Here is a 20,003-nt window from a genome sequence, read left to right on the forward strand (position 1 = left end):
ACCTTTTGAAACGGTAAAGTAGCCCTAGGCGGATTCTTTCCAAAAACCAAACTCTACTTTGTCGCTTAACACGTCCCAAATGTTAACCTCAGGAATAGGTCTGCTGATAAGGTAGCCTTGACCTAGGTTGCAGTCGAAATGACACAGCAACTCGTACTGTTCACTGGTTTCAATTCCTTCTGCCACCACTTGCATTCCCATGTTGCGCACCATAGAAATCGTAGAGTGAACAATGTTTCTATCGTCAGCACTGCTGGCGATATTTGCCACAAACGAGCGGTCAATTTTGATGTAGTCGGCGGGTAACGATTTAAGATAACTCAACGACGAATAGCCCGTGCCGAAATCGTCGATAGCCAGCATGCACCCCATGTCGCGAATATTTTGCATGATGGTGGTTGCACGCTTGATATCTGATACCAATACCGTTTCGGTTAACTCTAAGCAAACTTGGTCGGGCGCTATGTCATTTTTGATAATTTGCTGCTGCAAGAATTCAGGCAAACTCGGGTCTAAGAACTGACCCGCTGACAAATTAATCGCCATCTTCACGTCGGGGTAGCCGCTATTTTTAAGCTCTCTGATTAAATAAGTTGAGCGCGTAATTACCCAGTAATCAAGCTCAAGCATGAATGACGTGTTTTCAAGAAGCGGTATGAAATCGGCTGGGGAAATATTACCCTTTTTAGGGTGATGCCAACGCAATAGCGCTTCAAAGCCCACCAGCCTTCCCGTGTGCATCTCAATTTGGGGCTGAAGCGCTAAGCTAAACTGGTTGTCTCTAAGGGCTTCACGCGCCTCTGACTCCAGCTCAACCTTCTGCATTACTTTAAGGTTCATGGTGGCGTCATACACGCGATACTCCGCCCCTTTTTTGGCTTTGGCTTCGTACATCGCAATATCAGCATGCCTTAGCAGTTCTACTGGCGTGGCGCGAGAGTGGTTGGTAATAGCAATACCGATACTGATAGAAACATAAAAGGTTACGCCATCTACAATGATTGGCTCTTTAAACTCTTCTATCAGCTTTTTGGCTACCGTATCTACGTGCTTTTTGCTTTCGATATTTGAAAGTAAAATAACAAACTCATCACCGCCAAATCGAGATGCAATATCCGACTCTCTGATCGGCTTAGAAATACGCATAGCAGCAGCTTTTAAGAGTTTATCGCCGACGTCATGACCGTGACTGTCGTTAACCTTTTTAAAGTCATCAAGGTCCATGAACATCAGTGCCACTAACCTATCGTCGCGAATTGAACTAGCTAGCTGCTTTTCTATTTGAAACGTCAGCATATTACGGTTGGGAAGTCCGGTTAACACATCGAACATCGCCATTTTTTCAAGCTTCGCGGTGTTAATAGCCATTTGTCCGTCAAAGCTTTCTAGCTGGCGCGCCAGATTATTTGCCGCGTCTTCAACTACGTCCAATTCATCTGTGAATTTGAAAATAGGCGACTTCCTTCGTTTAGCTGCAATGGTGTAAAACTCGCTAAACTTGTGTTCGGCCAGCATAGGCAAACGTTCGCTTACATCTAACAAGCGTATTCTGTATTGATTTAGGAAAAGGTAAAGCAGCGAAGAGAAGATAAAAAATAGCGCAACAGCGCTAGAAATAACTATGTACTGGTATTGTTCGTTTTGACGCACCATGGCCGACACGTCTTGTACAATAAGCAAGTAAGGATGATCACCTGATGCGTGATTAAAAGGCAATAAACTAACCAGCAACTGCTGATTTTCCAGCGCAACATTCATGCCTCTAATAACTAAATCGTCAATTCGCCAATTATCGGGTAACGCATCAAATAGAGATTGAAAGTACTGTCGATTAGCCGCAGACACTTGGCTTGCCACCCTTAATTCTGACAACTCAGATGAGGTTGCTTTGTGCTGGACGACAGCAACTTTGCGCACATCGGTAGCGCGACTAAACAGGTATAGCAGTTCTCTCATCGACGTGGACACAACGATGACGGGCAGTGTTTCACCGTTTGCCATAATTGGAATTGAAATGTAGTGCGTGCATACCGAGTCACAGGACAATAGTGAGCGGCTTTCAAACGACGCCCGAGTGGTATTCACTAGCTTTTCAATGGTTTTATTTACTGGCTGTAGCGGGTTGCCAACAACACCGTGTTCGTCAAACAAGTACAGCGATTCAACTTGAAAGTTAAGGGTCAGGTATTCACTAAGACCGCTAAGCGTTTGTTGTAGCGATTCAAGGCTATCTGCGTTGCCTCCACTCTTATGGCTGATGATATCAATAAGCGTGATCATTCTGCCGTGCAGAATGTCTTCAAAAAGCTGAACCCGTCGTTGATTACTAACTTGGTTTTCCCTTTGCTGGAGCAGAATTCGAGCGTCAGACTCCTGAATAAGAACCGTTGATATAACCACAGCCACAGTTAATACCATAGCCAACAAAATTGTGATGGTTTTAGTGGTGAAAGATACCTGAACCTTCATCTAATGCCCTTAAAACCAATACATCAATTGCACTGACCACATTTCCCAGTGCTTATCGGCATGAGACGCCACATCTAAGTTCAGTAAGCTCACTACCCTTGTCGCACCTTCAACCCAATGATACTCACCTTGAAGTCGCCACTTCGGTGCAATGTCCCAACGCAAGCCTAGGGTATACGTATCTTGATAGCCAAAGTAGGCGGGGATCACGCCGCCTGTCATAGCCTCTAACTGCTTTCCGTCTCGATCTGATTTGTCGTTAATGTATGTGTCGTAGCCAATAAGACCACTTACATTGTTATTAAACAAATACCTAAACTGAACAAAACCGCCTTCGCCCGTGCGTTTAAAGGCAAAACCCGGGAAGAATAGCCCTTTGTTATCCTGAACTTCCCTAACTAGCTCTGCTGACACTTCCCAATTTTCTGCAAAGTATTGCGCAGACAGCATAATACGCTCTATATCTGCTCCGCCAGCTACTCGGTTGTCATCCTGAGAAGGCGTGTATCTGAAATCAGAATTCAACCAACTGGCACCTAGTTTCCATGTCATGGTAGCCGGTTGCCAGAACACGCTGGCTTGATGGACAAAGTCTTGCTTGATGTCGCCTTTTGCTTCGTCGCCGAGTAAAAAATCTCGCTGGGAGTCGTTAATATTAGAGCGACCGTAACTCCAGTTTAATTCCCAGATATTCCGAGTACCGTAGTGTGAGAAACTGGTTTGGATACCGTTGCTTCCCAAAGCAACGTCGCGAAACCCGTCAAAGTACACAGACTGGGGAAGAACAGACGTGTAACGTGTTTGTGGCACATCTCTGGTCACTGAGTACAGCCAGTGGCGATTTTTGAAGCGACCAATGTGGACTTGTCCTTGCCATTTACCGGGCAAGTCAGGCAATTTCCAGTCGATAAACAAATAATCTAAACGAGCACCCTGCTCAAAGCGATTCCCGCCGTCTAAATAGTTAATTTGGCCGGCAACAGAGATGTTTTCCGCTATTCGATAGTAACCATTTAGCCCAACTTCGGTGAGCTCACCTGTTATTGCGTTATCGTCAGTAATAAAGTTACTTCCATGTGACTGAGTAACACCTTGAGAGACATAACCATGCCACGAAAAATCTCCTTGTGAAGCAAGGACAGGCATGCTTATCATGCTAAACGCGAGAGCGATGTATTTATTCATTCTGTTCCTACCTCCACGCGTCTTAATTTCACAATTTCGGTATGTTCAACATAGCCGATAGCGCCTGTGGTACTTTCTAACGCCTCTATCAACGCTTGGTAAGACGTGACCCTAACGGGTGTAACGCCCTGCCCAGAATAGGTGATTTGATCCCATAAGCGAGATAATTGATAAGGGAACATTTGAAGTACTTCACGACAAAACTGCTTGTGGAGCTCATCGTTATCTTGCAATACAAATACCGTGATTTTAGTACCATCGCTCCAATATTGGCGATGGCCGGTAAATATCTGACGAAGCTCAGAGCGGTTTAGCTCTGAAACCATGACACTCTCATTAACCATGACGTTTAGTTCTGCTGCGTGTGCCGCAGGCATGCCTGAAAACAGTGCGATATTCAGTAATAGCACCAGTCTAAATTGAGTGTAAGCAAGAACAGTGGATAGCCATCGCAAAGCGGGCTTTTTCATTCAGTAACGACTCCCTGTTATTTCAAAGGAACACTTCGCAACGCTAAGTGTAGATAATAGTTGATAGTTTTACCTTACAATTAAGTAAATTAAGCGACAATTAGCTTGTGATGGTGCCCTGGTCTATCAACAGTATTTTTTCCTATTGTTCGTATCTTTTAGCACGCACTATGTGAAGCCTATTTGCTCAAGTATTACCTTTTTGCGTCAAATAAATGCTTATTTTTCAGATAGAACTCTCCGGGCCGCCGCAATTTAACATGCTCATTCTAAAATGATGAATATGGTCAACGATACTCGCGTATGAGCATAACGACTTAGGTTTTTATACTTAAGACGTTGAATTAGATTCATTATTTCAACAAATAATTTTAGTACGTAAAAACTATGAGCGCGTAAACAGACTTTTTTACCTCTGAAACGCGGTCGTTGCTGAAAAACCAAAATAAATCATTAGAATAAAGAATTTACCATAAGTTGTGGGCGACATGGCGACAATACGACGAGACATAGGTGCTGGGCACCACTTTATTTTCGACGACACTTTAGTCAGTCATCCCAACGCGGAGATGTTTACCCCCGACTTTTGGCAGCTTCAAGACAAAATAACAGGTCAAGCCAAGGGACGTGGTACAACCATTTTCATTGAGCATGAGGGTCAGCGCTGGGTTTTACGCCATTTCAAACGTGGTGGCTTGGTGGGCAAAGTACTGAGCGACCAATATCTGTTTATTGGTGTTGAGCGTTCTCGCCCGTTTGAAGAGTTCAGGCTGCTCGAATATATGCGAGCACAAGGTCTTCTTGTGCCTGTTCCTGTTGCGGCGCGTATACACCGCCGAGGCCTGATTTACAGCGGCGATTTAATTACTTTAAGTATTCCAAATAGCAAAGATTTACACCACGCACTGTGCGATAAACCACTGGATAAAGATGAGTGGTATGAGGTTGGCCGAGCGCTGGCAGCTATGCACAATTGTCAGGTGTACCATCATGATGCCAACGTTCGAAACATCATGATTGATAGCGACAAGCAAATATGGCTTATTGATTTCGATCGCTGCGAGCAGCGTCAAGGTAACAGCTGGAAACAAGGTAATTTAGACCGTCTGCTGCGTTCTTTACATAAAGAGAAAGCGAAGAACCCTGTCTTTCACTGGCAAGAGAGCGACTGGTCAGCGTGTATGAATGGTTACCGCGAGGCAGTGAAGTAATAAAAAGCACATGTGGTAAGCGGATTGGTATAAGCTAATAATGTGTTACATTAGCCACGTTGAACACATAAACCCTCTACAACGAAAAGATTCGACCTTATGCACACTAGAGCACTTTACCCTGGTACTTTCGACCCGATCACTAACGGTCATGCCGACCTTATTGAACGCGCATCTCAGTTATTTTCTCATGTGATTGTAGCGATAGCTTCTAACCCAAGTAAAAAGCCACTGTTTACGTTAGAAGAGCGCGTAGAAATGATAAAAAAAGTCACTGCTGACTTACCAAATGTTGAGGTAGTGGGGTTTACTGGTTTATTGGCTGATTTTGCTGACGAACAAAATGCCACAATTCTCATTCGTGGTTTACGCGCAGTTTCTGATTTCGAATACGAATTTCAACTCGCAAATATGAATCGCCGTTTAAACCCAAAGCTAGAAAGTGTCTTTCTTACTCCTGCTGAGGAGAATTCATTTATCTCGTCCACCCTAGTAAAAGAAGTCGCTCTTCACCGCGGTGCAGTGAGTGGCTTTTGCCACCCAGTAGTAGAGAAAGCTTTAAATGACAGGCTGAGTAAGAAAGATTAAGCACCAATAGTAAGTGTATTAGCGTTGGCAGTGAGTACAGAAAAAGGTATTTCGCTGCCCAATAACTTTACTTTCAATGGCTTTGCCACACACTTCACAAGGCTCGCCTTTTCTCCCATACACATTCAAGTGCTGTGCAAAATACCCAGGCTTACCGTCGGTTTGCGCAAAGTCTTTTAATGTTGTGCCGCCTTGTTCAATGGCTTTGGCCAATACTTGCTTAATGGTTGCAGTTAACGACTGATAGAGAGCAGCGCTGATGTTGCCTGCGGCTCTTCGCGGGTCTATGCCAGCTAAAAACAGTGCTTCGTTCGCGTAGATGTTTCCTACACCTACCACAATGGCGTTATCCATAATAAAGTTTTTAACGGGGCCTTTTCGATTGCGCGATAGTTTAAATAAGCGCTTATCGTCAAAGTCGTCTGTAAGCGGCTCTGGGCCCAAGTTATCAAGCATGGCTATTTGCATATCAGGGGCCTGAAATAACACTGCACCAAAGCGCCTTGGGTCGTTAAAACGTAAGCACTTACCTGTGTTTAAAACAATGTCTACATGGTCATGCTTAATAATTGGTGTCGACGCATCGATAACGCGTAACTTACCCGACATACCTAAATGTAAAATTAACGTGCCTTTGGCTGTTTCAATAAGTAGATATTTAGCGCGGCGTTTTACAGCAATAACGCTCTGCCCTTCAACGTTCGCTACCTCTTGTGGAATGGGCCAGCGCATTCTTCGCTCACGCACCACCACCTGCGTAATGGTATTGCCAATAAGATGTGGAGAAACGCCCAAACGGCTTACTTCAACTTCTGGTAGTTCAGGCATTTACAGTATCCAAGGTAAAAGATTATCAAGTTCGGTGTTGGTTAATGTGTACCAATTATTTTCAAATTTGATCACAACAGGTGATGTATTCGGATAGATGGCGTAAACATTGCCGTTATTATTGCCTGCGAGCCATACTACGACGATATAAGGCTGTACGTTGGTAATCGCTTCGGGTACGTCAGTGGCCGGCTCAAGCCTTGCCCGTTGCCAATGGGAAAACTGAACATCCGGCTTGATGGCGAGGACTGTATTTTGACCTGACTGGCGCCACTGCTGTCCAACTCGCTCTAAGCTATGGCCATCGTGCTCTATTTTTAACACATAAGCGTCTTCAGGTAGCAGGCTGCGAGATTGAACAACGTCCTTCTTAGGTACAAGGCTGTCTAAGTTGAACAATGCAATCATGATAAGCATGGCAATGATGACCACGTTATTCATTGCTCGCTGAGAAATTCTAGCCACCTGACTTTCCGTTAAATATGAGTCCTGAAATTAGGAATATAGTAATACCTAGCCAATATATAAGCTAATTCAATTCAAAGAAAACCTAGGACCTGCTGGAAAAAAGTAAGTGGGAGAAAGCAGTGATCGCAAGACAAACTCAAGGGATCGTGGTCAGTCGAATATGGGATCCGGTGGGATCGTGACGTGATGAAGTAGAAATATCTTCTTCAAAAAGCAAAAAACCCAGCAAGGGCTGGGTTTTCGTGGAGACAAAAGCAAGCTAATTACTTGATTTTGGCCTCTTTGAACATAACGTGCTTACGCACAACGGGATCATACTTTTTGATCTCCATTTTGCCAGGCATGTTACGCTTGTTTTTATCAGTAGTGTAGAAGAAACCTGTACCTGCTGAAGAAACTAGTTTAATTTTATCACGCATTGTCGGCTTCCTTAGATTTTCTCACCACGGGTACGGATGTCAGTTAGTACTGAATCAATACCTTTCTTGTCGATGATACGCATGCCTTTTGCAGACAAACGTAGTTTTACAAAACGGTTTTCGCTCTCAACCCAAAAACGGTGTGTTTGAAGGTTTGGCAAAAAGCGACGACGAGTCGCATTTCTTGCGTGTGAACGGTTATTACCAACCGTTGGACGCTTACCTGTTACTTGGCATACTCTTGACATTGTATTTGTCTCCAGAACAACGATAACTGTCGCGTCAGTTAATCCCAAGCGCTCAAACAGTGGTTGGGTCAAATGACGTATTACTATAAATTAGAGGGCGCATTTTATACAGCAAAGGCAGGATCATTTCAATAAGAAAGTACAAAAAGGTTACTTTTTGGCTTTTTTTTGCTCGAAAAACTACCAGCTCTCATTTTTCACGGCCCGTATTGTACTTTTCCCTAAGCGGTTAGGCTATGAATAAATACGCAATCTACGCTTTAATTTTATATTCGCATTGCAGCATCTAAGATATCCGCACGAGAATAAACGCCACGCGAACGCGGCGTATTACTATTTAATCAAAAAATGGTGACCTTATTTCAGTCATGTCAATCAAACGAGTGGGTCGACGCAGCATTTGACCGCCATCACGAGAAATCGGCACCCATGGGAATAATCCGCGACCTTTGGTAGGTTCTAACAAGAACAGATCTGTAGGTATGGAAATGTAGAAGCCTTTGGTGAAGCTTCCCTCGCCGTATTCTTCTGACGATACATCAGTGAATGCCGCATATGCACCAACAATGATACCGCTATCGAAACGCTTCGCATAATCGATATTCACGCCTTTATCTTTGGCTAAGAATTGTCCAGCACTTACGGTAATTTGCGTGTCGTCTAAGAATTCTGGCTGCCAATAGACACTAGCGTGTCCAGTGACCGCTGTGTAGTCTTCCAGACCTGTTTGACTGTAAGGATCGCGCTGTTTTACGTGAGCGATATCAAGTCCGTAAGCTAGATTACTATCAACGGGACGATACAGTATTTCACCGCCTACACCAGCAAACATGGTTTCTAGATAACCCGCGTACGCTTGAGCATAAAGGTCTTCTGCAATGGTGTCTTTGTAATGTAAGAATGTTGTATCTAGCCATACATCGTTTGCTGACACATATTCACGAACTCGAGTACGCACGCGAGGTAGCGACACTTCTTCGTTATCTACCAAGTAGTTAAACTTGTCGAAGTTATCTAGAAGCGTAACCCTGGCGCTGCTCATGATTGCGAAGTTTTCGTTAAAGGCATAACCGCCGTTTAGCAATAATCCGGTTTGATACAGGTAGAAATCTTCTGGGTTACCGAATGATTGGGTAAAGAAGAAATCTGCGCTGTAGTAGAAGCCAGATGTATTGGCAGGATCATAGGCGTCGAGCACTTCTTTTGAGGGTGATGTTCTGACGTAGGTTTCAGTGATATCTGCGTCAACAGATTCGTAACGCGCTGCAGCAATAAAGGCCTCGGCATCCACCTGCGTGTCTACTAAAGGAAGACCTGCGCGATTGTCTACTACATGATAGGTTTTTACGGAATCTGGAAGCTCTGAGGCCGCCACGCGACCAATTCGCTCAATGGCTTCATCCTGGTCACGATAGGCAACCTGTGTACCGTAAAACGTAGCGCTGTCCTCTTTAATTTCAGCATCAGACAGTACAAAGCCCCCCGACCGGTAAAGGTCATTGTAAAGACGGGATTTATCAACATCTTTCACGTCTTGTGGCACCTTTCTACCCATCAGGTTCTTAGGTGGTTCATCGAACTTTATTTGCGAAGCCGTATTCATATTAAAGCGATACGTAACGCCGAAACCAACAGTATTACCTCGTTGATAGTTCAACGTGAAATCGAAGTCTTTATAACGATACACTGCACCAACATTCCATCGAGAATCTTGCTCTAGCTGTCCAGCTCTGTCACGAGAATAGTCATTCCCTTCGAACTCAAGCTTTAGCGTTAGCGGCTCCCATGGTGTTTGGTATTCCACACCACCGAAAAATGCGATTGTTCCTTTAAAAAACTGGTCGTAGTCTACCTTACCACCGCGGCCAGAGAAGCCCCCTGGGCGTTCACAGAAGCTGTCTTTAAGCTCGCAAAACGGGTTGCTGATGTCATCGGCTGTACCGAGATATCCCCAGCCTAAGCCAAGGTGAAAGTCGAATGGACCGATAGATTTACTGGCGTTGACGTATTCACTTTCAAAAAAGCCTGTTCCACCAAAGTCTCTGAAGCCGACACTGATATCTGGCAGATAGTAGCTTTCTTTCCACAACCTGAATTTAACGTCTAAGCCTTTATCTTTCAGCGTTTGATCACCACTGAATGATTCAACTTGACTGTAAAGTCTTGTGCGCACGTCAGTATAACGGGCAGTTGCTTCCATCCAATCATAAAGCTGAATGTTAACGGACCAGAAGCGATATTCGCCGTTGTCGGTATAGTTAATGGCCATTCCACCTTCGTCTCGCATACGAGCCGTTGGTGTTTGAATAAGACCATTTCCGCCCTGCACCATCTGCGAAGGAGTAACGCGAACTTGAGTATCAGCAAAAGCGGTAGAAGAAAGCGCGCTGCCAATTACAAGCGCGAGTGTTTTTTTCTTAGAAAGTAGTGGCGCACTCATTGAGGTAAAACCCTATGTACTGCTAAAGCGGCTACGCGCTCATTTAATTGCTTAAGTTTATTGCTAAAGAGTTCTGATGAGATAGGAACATAGACTTGGCTGCCCGGCATCAGCTGCCCAAAATCTAAATTCCAATAAGCAATACCCTTTTCTTCAATATTTCCCATTGGATCAATTACGTAGACATGACTTCTGTCGGCATCAACCGCTTTTTTCACCGTGTGAACAGCCGTATAAACCGACGTATCGCTTTGATGCTTGTACGCACCAGGCTTTACTACAGCGCCAGAGAAATGCACAACGTCAGGTCTTCCATTTAGTCGAATCCAGTATTTGCCTGGCTGAAACATAGGGTTGTCTTCAAAAAACAACCTTGCTCGATTGTAGGAAATTGGCATGTCTATGCGTGTAGACACCGTCCATGAGCTTACCTGATCATAGAGATTTTGAAGGGCTTTATGTGTTTCAGAATCGGCATCAAATTGATTGAGCAGCCCGCTAATTTGAGATAGCGCTATCTCTTTCTCTTCTTCAGCTTTAGGGTTAGCTAAATCAAAAGCTGAAGCTGAAGGCCAGTACCAATCACCATTATCAGCAACAATGGACAGTATGCTTGATAGTCGTATTGGCCTGTCGAACTGATAGGTTTGCTTGTTTATCATGACACTAACAAGGTTATCATTTGCATATAACTTGGTAGCTGCAGTAAGGCCTAGGGCAATAAAAAGCGTATAGATATACTTCATTATTGCGTTGCTCCTTGTGTCTTCATCTCACGTACTACTCGGCTTAAATAAACCATATCGTAAACGTCTCCTTCAGGGCTGAACTGCTGCTTTGAGGCCAGAAGTTCCTTCGAGTATTTGTGCAAGAAATACGTGTTTTCCCACGACAACCCTACGTCGATAAATGGCGTGTATTCAGAAAATTCTACGGTTTCGATAACCTTAATTACCGGAACAGAAAAACCTAAATATTCGCGAGTTTCTTCCCCTTCTATTCGCCAAGATGAGTCAACCGGCACACCGTAACCTATGGAAGCAATATCAACTTTGCGTTTCCAATTGAATGGCAGAACATTGTTGGTGGCAAGCGGGTTGTGCTGAAGATTTCCCGTGTAGTATAGGTCGTGATCCAAACCTTCAGTTTTAACGATAATGCCATGGTGCATGGTGAAGATGACTTTATCACCAGATACCCACCGGTACTTTTCACCATCGATATACGCAAGGGCAAGCGAGGCTGCATCTCTTCCGCCCGCTTTAATTTGCATAAGATCAGCTTTACTAGCAGCAATCTCTTCAACGGTATAACTAACTGTTCTATCTTTTAGCGCGAGCTTCAGCGTGTTGTAATACGCTAGTGACGTGGTGGAACATCCGGAAAGAAAAAGGCAAACAACACCCGAAAGGGCAAATAAAGTGTGTAGTTTCATTAAAATGCGCCGACAAAAACTAAAAACAAATGAACTTTGCTATAAAAATAAAAAAAGCCGCTAAAAAAAGCGGCTTTTTCGAATACTCTTAAATTTACTGTACGGTCGGTGCGTAAGTAAATGTAACAGGTACGGTGATGGTTTTTGTGCCAGATACAGTAACAGTGTTAGTAGTACCTACACACACACCATCAACAATTTGATCGTCACCTTCGCAAGTAAGTACCGGAGTAGTGCCGCCATTTCCTGGTGCATCAGCAGAGTTGTTGTTTACAACACCCGCAACGATACCCGCAACAACAACACCAGACGCGATCATACCGCCGCTTACGCCGCCGATGCCAGTAGTACCACTACCACCTTCACCGTCTTGTGCGTTAACGCCTGCAACCATAGTTGCAGCTGCAAATAATGCAATGATTGACTTCTTCATAACAGTCCTTTAATAAAATAACCCACTAAATCCTATGCTAAATCATTTTCAACCATTTGACTAGATTATAATCGACAAATGACTTAGATTTCTTATCTTAACAAGCCTCGCTGTGCGAATGAAACAGTTTCTTTATCACCAACCACAAAATGATCTAAAACTGGCACATCGATCGACGCCATTGCGCTTTTGATCTCTGCGGTTAATCGTATATCCGCATGACTAGGCTCAGCAACGCCTGAAGGATGATTATGAACCAAAATGATCGCGGCTGCATTATCGATCATTACTTGTTTGATCAATTCTCTTGGATAGACCGCTGCGCTGTTAATCGTACCGTTAAACATAGTGCGAAAAGCAATAAGCTGATGTTGGCTATCAAGCATTAAAAGCGCGAACTTCTCACGCTCACAGTCTCTTAGCTTTGCCTGTAGATAACGTTTAGTATCATCTACATTATTAAAAACGTCCTGACGCTTCAGCTTTATTTCCAAATTGCGTTTAAATATTTCAAAGCCCGCCTGAAACTGCGCATACTTGCACGGTCCAACTCCCGTTATTTTGGCAAACCGTTCTTTCGTTGCTGTTACCACACCCCGTAAGCAGCCTAGCTCATTGAGAAGTTCATGTGCCACAGACACAGCGCTTTTTCCTTTCACACCTTTTCCCAGCAAGACAGCGATGAGTTCAGCATCACTTAAGTTTTCAGCCCCATGCTGCAATAATTTTTCTCTTGGCCTTTCATTCTTTGGCCATACTTTTATCGACATTCATCTAGCCCGACTATTCTATAAAAGGTTGTTTATAGATGAATGGTGACAAAGAAACGACTGTATAAAAGGCGGGTTTATCATTGATTTTTGACACCGGTAGGCACTGCTTACATGCCACTGTCGAGATAAGACCTACTTTCGTTCAGCTATCCGATTTTTTGTCACCATGGTAGGCTAACGCTAATTTCGAGATTTTGTGTTCTTCTATGTCTATTGCTAACAAAAATATTTTGCTAGGTGTTACTGGCGGGATTGCCGCTTATAAAGCACCTGATCTTGTGCGCAAGCTTACTGCGTTAGGCGCAAACGTGCGTGTGGTTCTAACAGACTCTGCCGCAGAGTTCGTTAGTTCATTATCACTTCAGGCTGTGTCAGGAAATCCAGTGCATCGCCAGCTGCTTGATCCTGCTGCTGAAGCCGCAATGGGGCATATTGAATTGGCAAAGTGGGCTGATATCTTACTTGTTGCCCCCGCAACCGCAAACACCATTGCTAAGCTTGCTCACGGTATGGCAGATGACTTGCTGACTACACTGTACCTTGCAACAACAGCGAAACTCTTTATTGCTCCTGCCATGAATCAACAAATGTGGAAAGCGGTAGCAACAAAGCGCAACATCGGTATTTTAAAAGAGCACGGCGTAACCTTTATTGGCCCGGCAAGTGGTGAACAAGCCTGTGGCGATGTGGGCTCAGGTCGAATGGTTGAGCCTGTTGATATTGCCAATGTAATAAATGACGCAGAGAGAGACGCTTTATCCCTTTCTTCGTCGCTAAAGGCCTTATCGGGAAAGAATATTACGATAACAGCGGGGCCAACCAGAGAGCCTTTGGACCCTGTACGATATATTTCAAATCACAGCTCAGGAAAGATGGGGTTTGCCATCGCTCAAGCAGCAGTACTCGCGGGGGCAAATGTAACCTTAGTGGCAGGTCCTGTGTCGCTTGAAACGCCCGAACGCTGTGACCGTATTAATGTCACTACCGCAGATGAAATGCTTAATACTTGTCAAACGCTTAAAGCCTCCACAGATATATTTATTAGTACGGCTGCTGTAGCAGATTACAAGGCCGTGAGCGTTGCCGACAATAAAATTAAGAAAACCGGTGATGAGTTAACACTTACTTTTGTTAAAAACCCTGATATTCTAGCAACCATATCCACCAGCCAAGACAGACCATTTTGTGTGGGCTTTGCGGCCGAAAGCCAAAATGTAGAAGATTATGCGCGCTCGAAGCTAGCCAAAAAGAAGCTAGACATGATTGCGGCTAACGATATTACTGCCGAGGGTCTGGGGTTTAACAGTGATAAAAATGCACTGCACGTAATATGGCAAGATGGTGATAAACGATTACCTGCAACCAGTAAAAACGAGTTAGCGGGTCAATTACTTGCACTTATTGCAGAGCGCTACACTTTAAACAATAAAAACTAACAGATGCTTATTAAGTGTCGATAATAAAAACGATAAATATAAACGCTTTGGTGTAAGCCAACTTAACATGGAGCCCGAGTTGCTATAACTCGGTAGCGGAGGAAATACTTTCGTCATGCCTGCTGTCAAAAAAACAAATCGCAGAGCTCAAATTCTGCAAGCACTTGCTGGAATGTTAGAAACCAGCCCAGGTCAACGTATCACTACTGCTAAATTAGCGGAAAAAGTGGGAGTGTCTGAAGCGGCACTTTACCGTCACTTTCCAAGTAAAGCGCGAATGTTTGAAGGGCTTATCGAGTTTATTGAAGAAACACTTTTCACGCGCATCAATAAGATTGTGAATGAAGAGAAAGACTCGCTTACGCGTTGTCAGCTTATTCTTCATCTTATTTTGGGCTTTGCTGAGAAGAACCCGGGTATTACTCGAATATTAAATGGTGATGCGTTAATGGGTGAACAAGACCGGTTGCGCGCGCGCATAGCAAAGCTTTTCGAGCGTTTAGAAACGCAGCTTAAACAAGTGCTAAGAGAGCGCAAGCTACGCGAAGGTAAAACCCTTTCTGCAGATGAAGCGATTATCGCCAACATGATGATTTGCTATACCGATGGCCGTATTAATGGCTTTATCCGCAGTGGATTTACGCGTAAGCCAACTGAGCAGTTCAATGAACAATGGGCTGCTTTCAAGCAAATGTTTGTTTAGAACCCAACTAAGTTACGACTAAGGGTTACGACTAAGGCGCTTTCAAGCGCCTTTTTTATTGCTTGTTTCCCATTCTATATTGCATTGACACATTTCAAAATTAATATGGAAAGTGCAATGAAATCAAATAGCTGCCGAGCTCAGCCCTCAGCGTTCAAACATGCACATAATTCATTACTTCAGTCACTATCCATAAACTACAGGCACAAAAAAAGCAGCATAAAAATGCTGCTTTTTAATGTTTAATAAATATGGACTTACTTGCTAAACGTGTTTCCAAAGAAATCGCCGTCGTTCCACTTAGGCTTGTTCTTTTGGTTTGCTAGTATCCAACCAATTTGCGCGTTAACCTTGGTGAAAGTCTCTGCCGCATTCCAGTTGAATGGCTGGTTAATGTCATCGCTAGGCTTATGGTAGTGCGTAGATAAGAACTGACCAAACACCTTGCTGCCATCTACGTTAGGATCTTTAGACTTCAGACCCGGCACCATAAACACTGAAGGCACACCTTGCTTTACAAACGCATAGTGATCTGAGCGAGTGAATAACGCTTGCTCAGGCCATGGGTCAGGGCTTAGTTCAATGTTGGCATTCGCCGCCGCTTTTTCCACTGATTCTTGCAAATCACTGTGGTTCGCGCCAAACGCAATAACGTCTGCAAACTCGTAAGTCAAAATTGGCATATCTAGATTTACGTTCGCCACCATTGAAGTAACCGGTACAGTTGGGTTACGAGCAAAATAGTCTGCACCTAGCAGGCCCTTCTCTTCACCCGTTACTGACACGAACAGAATTGAGCGCTTTGGCTTTTCTTCCATTTCGCTAAACAGGCGTGCAGTTTCTAACATCACTGACGTACCTGACGCATTGTCCATGGCGCCATTGTTAATGTTGTCTTTCTTCACTGTTTTAGCAAAACCAATGTGATCTGAGTGAGCAGAGAAAACTACGTATTCGTTTTTAAGCTCAGGGTCTGAACCTTCTAATATACCCACAACATTTGGGCTAGTAATGGTGTCGTGTACGCTCGTCTTACTGATATCAACCACGCCATTTAACGCAAAGCCTTGCGGTACTTTGTCGGCTTCAAGCTGTGCATAAACGTCATCAAGGCTCTTTTCCGCGCCTTCAAATAACTTACGCGCAGCGCCTTCACTCATGTAAGCGCCACCTTTAAGCTGAGAAAAGCTGTTTGCAGGCTGACCACTGTCGTCTAACCAGGCCATACGCGGCGTATGGATGTAGTTCAAACGGCTTTGATAAGGGCGTACCTTTTCATTTTTAGGCGTTGTGATAGTGATCATGCCAATAGCGCCATTGTCTACCGCATACTTTTGCTTTTGATAGCCAGACGCAAAGTGAGCGCCCTCTTCTGATGGAAAGTCACTTGGCTTACCAGCAAGCGCTACAACAACCTTACCTTTTACATCTAAGTCTTTGTAATCGTTGTGAAATAGCTCGTCTGCCACAATGCCGTAGCCCACAAAGACCATTTCACCTTTTACATTAGCCTCGGTGCTAAGCAAGCTCGGGCTAGCTAGATATTCTTTCGGATAGTCAAAATCGACGGTTTCGCCGTTTTGCGTGAAAGTAAACTTGGGAGACTCTTGAACCAGATTCGCTTTGCGAAACGCTACGTTTTGCATGTAGCCGTCTGTACCCGCTGGCTTCAAACCATATTTAGCAAATTCGGTCGCAATATATAGCGCCGCAATTTCATGGCCACGAGAGCCCGTGTCACGACCTTCAAGCAAATCATCTGCTAGGAAAAACAGGTGCGATTTGATTCGCTGTGTATCAGGGTTAAAAGCATTGTCTGTCGATGCGTGGTTATGGGCAGTAGCAGCAAAGGTCATTGCTGTCATTGCACTACCTATTAGGAGTTTTTTTATCATTCTAATTTCACCATATAACTAAGTGTGCATCATGGTAACGCAGTTAATAGGCGGAATACCATTAAACTGCTTACGTTTACCATGTGTTTCCTACCGTTGCTCGCATTTTATGAGCAAGGTAAAATTGTCAGTCGCATGCCGGCTCCGTTTCCGGATATTGTTATGTTTTTTTAGTGAAGAGCAGCATCTATGTCGAAAGACGATATTCTTTACCGCGTTCAGTTCATCAGCAATGGAGAACGTTACGAACTTTACGTTAGAACCCTTACTCAGGGCGCTTTGTTTGGCTTTATCGAGATAGGTGACTTTGTGTGGGACACCCACACAAGTGTTGTTGTAGACCCTAGCCATGAAAGGTTGAAAACCGAATTTTCTGAAGTAACAAAAACTTATGTACCGATGCACAACATTTTGCGCATTGACGCCGTAAATAAAAAAGGTTCAGCCAAAATTACTAAATTAGAAAATAAATCTGATAAAGTAACTGCTTTCCCTAGTCCAATATATACACCAACGAAAGAGTAACCGCCGGGTCATTCCGGTGAAGGTTGCCGGAGACCCTTATGTATCGCTATGTTTTAGCAGCATTATTATTTATTTGCAGCGTTAGCTCATCTGCAAAGGACCTTAACGATGAAAGCTTGTATCAACTACTTGATGACATTTGGCAATACGAGCTTTCGGTTTCCCCGCTTCTAGCTTCTCGCGAAGGCGATACTTCACTCGCTCACGTATTACCAGACAACTCACCCAAAGCCCTGAAAGCACAAAATGAACAATGGCGTACTTTTCAAAAGGCCTTAAGTCAGTATAAAAAAGAAGACATCTCTACTGATGCTTATATTGCCTTGCTGATGCAACAATATCGTTTAGCTAACTATGTGGACGAATATACGTATCGCGCGCATTTAGTGCCTATCAATTCAGAATATGGCTTTCACGGTGCAATGGCCTCGCTTCCCAATTTATCCACCTTTAAGCGCGTAGAAGATTATCAGGCCTACATTAGCCGCCTAAATGCGCTTAAGCCTTATTTTGACCAACAAATTGCGTATATGAAACAGGCGCTAAAAGAAGGCTACACGCAGCCTAAAGTCGTGCTGAAAGGGTTTGAGAACTCGGTGGCGTCATACATTGTTGAAAATGCCGAGGACAGTGGCTTTTATTCTCCATTTACCCGCTTTCCAGAGTACTTTACTGCCGAGCAAAAATCAGCGCTAACGGAGCAAGGCAAGGCTGCCATAACCAGCAGCGTATTGCCTGCGTATCAAATGTTCTACGACTTCATGGTAGATGAATACATTCCTAATGCCCGTGAAGATATTGCCGCGAATAACTGGCCTGATGGCGTTGCGTATTACGCCAATAGAGCCAAGCATTACACCACCACGGATATGACGCCTCAGGAAATCCATGATTTAGGGTTGTCTGAAGTAAAACGCATTCGCGCGCAAATGCAGCAAATTGTGGATGAGCTTGGCTTTGATGGCGACATTAACGACTTCATTGCGTTTTTACGCGAAGACCCGCAATTCTATGCCACCAGCGCTGAAGATTTACTAAAAGAGGCGTCGTTCATTGCAAAGAAAATGGACGCAAAGCTTCCTTCGCTCTTTGAGTATCTGCCAAGAACACCCTACGGTGTAGCGCCTGTACCAGACGCTATCGCGCCCAAATATACAACGGGCCGTTACATTCATCCTAGCCGCGATGATCAGCCAGGGTATTACTGGGTAAACACGTATGCCCTCGATAAGCGCCCTTTGTATGCATTGCCTGCACTGACCTTGCACGAAGCAGTGCCTGGCCACCACCTTCAAATATCGTTGGCAGCAGAGCTTGAAGACTTACCGATGGTACGTCGTAACACCTATATTTCAGCGTTTGGTGAAGGCTGGGGTCTGTACTCTGAGTTTTTGGGTATTGAAGCAGGTATTTACGAAACGCCGTACGACAACTTCGGTCGCTTAAGCTACGAAATGTGGCGTGCGTGTCGTTTGGTTGTGGATACCGGTATGCACACGATGGGCTGGAGCCGTCAACAAGCGGTTGATTATATGATGGAAAACACCGCGCTTTCAGAACACAACGTAAATACTGAAATAGACCGCTATATCTCTTGGCCAGCGCAAGCCTTGTCTTACAAGATTGGTGAAATCAAAATTAAAGGCCTTCGCAAGAAAGCAGAGAAAGCATTAGGCGAGCGTTTTGATGTGCGTAAATTCCACCGCGCCGTGTTAGAAAACGGCTCAGTTCCACTGTTTATCTTGGAGCAAAACATCAACACGTTTATAGAAGAACAAAAGGCACAATAAACATGATCGTTGCATTTGGTGTTATTGGATTACTTATCCTGTTTTTAATTTACTTTGTGCTGCGAGCGCAGAATTTACAGAAAGAGCTGGCGCTATTGCGTCACTCGAATAAACAGACCAACAACAAGGTTACGTATGCTTACCGCAACCTTGTTCTTGTTACAGATGCGCTGGAGAAAAATCTTACTGCGCGTATTGAAAGTGCCTATAAAAGCCGCCTTATCGACCAAACTCAATACAATGCGCTGCACCCGCTTATGCGCAACTTTTCGACTATCGTCATGGCCTGTTGTGAGAAAGGGATGTCATTTGAGGAGTCACTGAATAAGGTGCTGCTTAATGAAGAAGTGACGCTTGAGGAAATTCGTGAGGTGGTGAAAGCACTCCCTAGCAACGTACGTATGGTGTGGTCAAAAAATACGGCCGACGGCTTCATTGCTTTTTGCCAAACCGTTACAGCAACAGTAAGTGGCACGACTACAAAGGCTCAAAAAGAACCATCTGAAGAGTAACATTTTACTCTATGTCCCTCGTTAGCGCTTATACAGCGCTAACTGTATGGCAGGGTCGTCTGCTTTGCTATGTAGTAAGGTCAGCGACCCTAGCCATGTTCCTACACTTTTAAAAGTTTAATCTTTTTACCTTTCCAGACTAATCAGTAAGTTAGCACTTAAAACAACAAGCCAA

General features: G+C 44.2%; 20 protein-coding genes. 7 read left to right on the forward strand and 13 right to left on the reverse strand.

Annotated elements, in window-relative coordinates; genetic code table 11:
* Positions 1–24: 24 nt before the first annotated feature.
* From AWH61_RS16550 to AWH61_RS16560, 3 genes are read right to left on the reverse strand one after another with little or no spacing between them, the layout of a single operon-like run.
* The gene (locus tag AWH61_RS16550; protein WP_075177669.1) at positions 25–2,469 is read right to left on the reverse strand and encodes a bifunctional diguanylate cyclase/phosphodiesterase; all 2,445 of its coding nucleotides are present in this window, start codon (positions 2,467–2,469) and stop codon (positions 25–27) included.
* A gap of 9 nt (positions 2,470–2,478) precedes the next feature.
* The gene (locus tag AWH61_RS16555; protein ID WP_075177670.1) at positions 2,479–3,654 is read right to left on the reverse strand and encodes a hypothetical protein; all 1,176 of its coding nucleotides are present in this window, start codon (positions 3,652–3,654) and stop codon (positions 2,479–2,481) included.
* Positions 3,651–4,124: a hypothetical protein gene (locus tag AWH61_RS16560; protein ID WP_014977891.1), complete on the reverse strand. Its 474-nt coding sequence runs from the start codon at positions 4,122–4,124 to the stop codon at positions 3,651–3,653. The genes AWH61_RS16555 and AWH61_RS16560 overlap by 4 nt, the downstream gene beginning before the upstream one ends.
* Positions 4,125–4,603: 479 nt before the next feature.
* Between AWH61_RS16560 and AWH61_RS16565 the strand changes: the two genes are divergently transcribed.
* Both AWH61_RS16565 and coaD read left to right on the forward strand, forming a co-directional pair.
* Entirely contained in the window at positions 4,604–5,335 is a 732-nt protein-coding gene (locus AWH61_RS16565) for a 3-deoxy-D-manno-octulosonic acid kinase (RefSeq protein WP_083605976.1), read from the forward strand.
* Between the two features lie 99 nt (positions 5,336–5,434).
* Positions 5,435–5,923 (forward strand): pantetheine-phosphate adenylyltransferase, encoded by a 489-nt coding sequence (gene coaD / locus AWH61_RS16570; protein ID WP_075177671.1) that lies wholly within the window; start codon positions 5,435–5,437, stop codon positions 5,921–5,923.
* An 18-nt stretch (positions 5,924–5,941) separates the two neighbouring features.
* Here the strand turns inward: coaD and mutM are convergent, their stop codons facing one another.
* From mutM to radC, 9 genes are all read right to left on the reverse strand, one after another.
* On the reverse strand, positions 5,942–6,751 hold the full coding sequence (gene mutM / locus AWH61_RS16575) for a bifunctional DNA-formamidopyrimidine glycosylase/DNA-(apurinic or apyrimidinic site) lyase (protein WP_075177672.1): 810 nt from the start codon (positions 6,749–6,751) through the stop codon (positions 5,942–5,944).
* Positions 6,752–7,216 (reverse strand): hypothetical protein, encoded by a 465-nt coding sequence (locus AWH61_RS16580; protein ID WP_039226967.1) that lies wholly within the window; start codon positions 7,214–7,216, stop codon positions 6,752–6,754.
* 266 nt (positions 7,217–7,482) lie between these two features.
* Positions 7,483–7,638 (reverse strand): 50S ribosomal protein L33, encoded by a 156-nt coding sequence (rpmG, locus tag AWH61_RS16585; protein WP_012516577.1) that lies wholly within the window; start codon positions 7,636–7,638, stop codon positions 7,483–7,485.
* 11 nt (positions 7,639–7,649) lie between these two features.
* Entirely contained in the window at positions 7,650–7,886 is a 237-nt protein-coding gene (rpmB, locus tag AWH61_RS16590) for a 50S ribosomal protein L28 (RefSeq protein ID WP_014947757.1), read from the reverse strand.
* 337 nt (positions 7,887–8,223) lie between these two features.
* Positions 8,224–10,326, reverse strand: coding sequence for a YjbH domain-containing protein (locus AWH61_RS16595; RefSeq protein WP_075177673.1), 2,103 nt, complete (start codon positions 10,324–10,326; stop codon positions 8,224–8,226).
* Positions 10,323–11,072, reverse strand: coding sequence for a capsule biosynthesis GfcC family protein (locus tag AWH61_RS16600; RefSeq protein ID WP_075177674.1), 750 nt, complete (start codon positions 11,070–11,072; stop codon positions 10,323–10,325). The genes AWH61_RS16595 and AWH61_RS16600 overlap by 4 nt, the downstream gene beginning before the upstream one ends.
* Positions 11,072–11,761 carry a YjbF family lipoprotein gene (locus AWH61_RS16605; RefSeq protein WP_014947754.1) on the reverse strand — a complete coding sequence of 230 codons (690 nt, stop codon included), beginning with the start codon at positions 11,759–11,761 and terminating at the stop codon, positions 11,072–11,074. Before AWH61_RS16605 ends, AWH61_RS16600 begins: the two co-directional genes overlap by 1 nt.
* 94 nt (positions 11,762–11,855) lie before the next feature.
* Entirely contained in the window at positions 11,856–12,194 is a 339-nt protein-coding gene (locus tag AWH61_RS16610) for a hypothetical protein (RefSeq protein ID WP_075177675.1), read from the reverse strand.
* Between the two features lie 92 nt (positions 12,195–12,286).
* Positions 12,287–12,964 carry a RadC family protein gene (gene radC / locus AWH61_RS16615; protein WP_014977884.1) on the reverse strand — a complete coding sequence of 226 codons (678 nt, stop codon included), beginning with the start codon at positions 12,962–12,964 and terminating at the stop codon, positions 12,287–12,289.
* A gap of 209 nt (positions 12,965–13,173) precedes the next feature.
* On the opposite strand from radC, the gene coaBC reads away from it, so the two are divergent.
* Together coaBC and slmA are read left to right on the forward strand one after the other, a co-directional pair.
* On the forward strand, positions 13,174–14,403 hold the full coding sequence (gene coaBC, locus AWH61_RS16620) for a bifunctional phosphopantothenoylcysteine decarboxylase/phosphopantothenate--cysteine ligase CoaBC (protein WP_075177676.1): 1,230 nt from the start codon (positions 13,174–13,176) through the stop codon (positions 14,401–14,403).
* A 115-nt stretch (positions 14,404–14,518) separates the two neighbouring features.
* Positions 14,519–15,106, forward strand: coding sequence for a nucleoid occlusion factor SlmA (gene slmA, locus AWH61_RS16625; RefSeq protein WP_012516568.1), 588 nt, complete (start codon positions 14,519–14,521; stop codon positions 15,104–15,106).
* A 257-nt stretch (positions 15,107–15,363) separates the two neighbouring features.
* Here the strand turns inward: slmA and AWH61_RS16630 are convergent, their stop codons facing one another.
* Positions 15,364–17,001 (reverse strand): M28 family metallopeptidase, encoded by a 1,638-nt coding sequence (locus tag AWH61_RS16630; RefSeq protein ID WP_075177677.1) that lies wholly within the window; start codon positions 16,999–17,001, stop codon positions 15,364–15,366.
* 189 nt (positions 17,002–17,190) lie between these two features.
* On the opposite strand from AWH61_RS16630, the gene AWH61_RS16635 reads away from it, so the two are divergent.
* The 3 genes from AWH61_RS16635 to AWH61_RS16645 are packed head-to-tail and all read left to right on the forward strand — an operon-like array spanning position 17,191 to position 19,828.
* Positions 17,191–17,526 carry a DUF1820 family protein gene (locus AWH61_RS16635; protein WP_075177678.1) on the forward strand — a complete coding sequence of 112 codons (336 nt, stop codon included), beginning with the start codon at positions 17,191–17,193 and terminating at the stop codon, positions 17,524–17,526.
* 38 nt (positions 17,527–17,564) lie between these two features.
* Positions 17,565–19,316, forward strand: a complete 1,752-nt coding sequence (locus AWH61_RS16640) for a DUF885 domain-containing protein (RefSeq protein ID WP_075177679.1) — start codon at positions 17,565–17,567, stop codon at positions 19,314–19,316.
* Between the two features lie 2 nt (positions 19,317–19,318).
* Positions 19,319–19,828 carry a hypothetical protein gene (locus AWH61_RS16645; RefSeq protein WP_061438886.1) on the forward strand — a complete coding sequence of 170 codons (510 nt, stop codon included), beginning with the start codon at positions 19,319–19,321 and terminating at the stop codon, positions 19,826–19,828.
* The last annotated feature ends 175 nt before the right edge of the window (positions 19,829–20,003 follow it).

Source organism: Alteromonas sp. W12 (assembly GCF_001924945.1).
Lineage (GTDB): Bacteria > Pseudomonadota > Gammaproteobacteria > Enterobacterales > Alteromonadaceae > Alteromonas > Alteromonas macleodii.

Coding starts and splice junctions, on each gene's coding strand:
- AWH61_RS16550 (WP_075177669.1), bottom strand. CDS start 2,469: ATGAAGGTTCAGGTATCTTTCACCACTAAAACCATCACAATTTTGTTG.
- AWH61_RS16555 (WP_075177670.1), bottom strand. CDS start 3,654: ATGAATAAATACATCGCTCTCGCGTTTAGCATGATAAGCATGCCTGTC.
- AWH61_RS16560 (WP_014977891.1), bottom strand. CDS start 4,124: ATGAAAAAGCCCGCTTTGCGATGGCTATCCACTGTTCTTGCTTACACT.
- coaD (WP_075177671.1), top strand. CDS start 5,435: ATGCACACTAGAGCACTTTACCCTGGTACTTTCGACCCGATCACTAAC.
- mutM (WP_075177672.1), bottom strand. CDS start 6,751: ATGCCTGAACTACCAGAAGTTGAAGTAAGCCGTTTGGGCGTTTCTCCA.
- rpmG (WP_012516577.1), bottom strand. CDS start 7,638: ATGCGTGATAAAATTAAACTAGTTTCTTCAGCAGGTACAGGTTTCTTC.
- rpmB (WP_014947757.1), bottom strand. CDS start 7,886: ATGTCAAGAGTATGCCAAGTAACAGGTAAGCGTCCAACGGTTGGTAAT.
- AWH61_RS16595 (WP_075177673.1), bottom strand. CDS start 10,326: ATGAGTGCGCCACTACTTTCTAAGAAAAAAACACTCGCGCTTGTAATT.
- AWH61_RS16600 (WP_075177674.1), bottom strand. CDS start 11,072: ATGAAGTATATCTATACGCTTTTTATTGCCCTAGGCCTTACTGCAGCT.
- AWH61_RS16605 (WP_014947754.1), bottom strand. CDS start 11,761: ATGAAACTACACACTTTATTTGCCCTTTCGGGTGTTGTTTGCCTTTTT.
- AWH61_RS16610 (WP_075177675.1), bottom strand. CDS start 12,194: ATGAAGAAGTCAATCATTGCATTATTTGCAGCTGCAACTATGGTTGCA.
- radC (WP_014977884.1), bottom strand. CDS start 12,964: ATGTCGATAAAAGTATGGCCAAAGAATGAAAGGCCAAGAGAAAAATTA.
- coaBC (WP_075177676.1), top strand. CDS start 13,174: ATGTCTATTGCTAACAAAAATATTTTGCTAGGTGTTACTGGCGGGATT.
- slmA (WP_012516568.1), top strand. CDS start 14,519: ATGCCTGCTGTCAAAAAAACAAATCGCAGAGCTCAAATTCTGCAAGCA.
- AWH61_RS16630 (WP_075177677.1), bottom strand. CDS start 17,001: ATGATAAAAAAACTCCTAATAGGTAGTGCAATGACAGCAATGACCTTT.
- AWH61_RS16635 (WP_075177678.1), top strand. CDS start 17,191: ATGTCGAAAGACGATATTCTTTACCGCGTTCAGTTCATCAGCAATGGA.
- AWH61_RS16640 (WP_075177679.1), top strand. CDS start 17,565: ATGTATCGCTATGTTTTAGCAGCATTATTATTTATTTGCAGCGTTAGC.
- AWH61_RS16645 (WP_061438886.1), top strand. CDS start 19,319: ATGATCGTTGCATTTGGTGTTATTGGATTACTTATCCTGTTTTTAATT.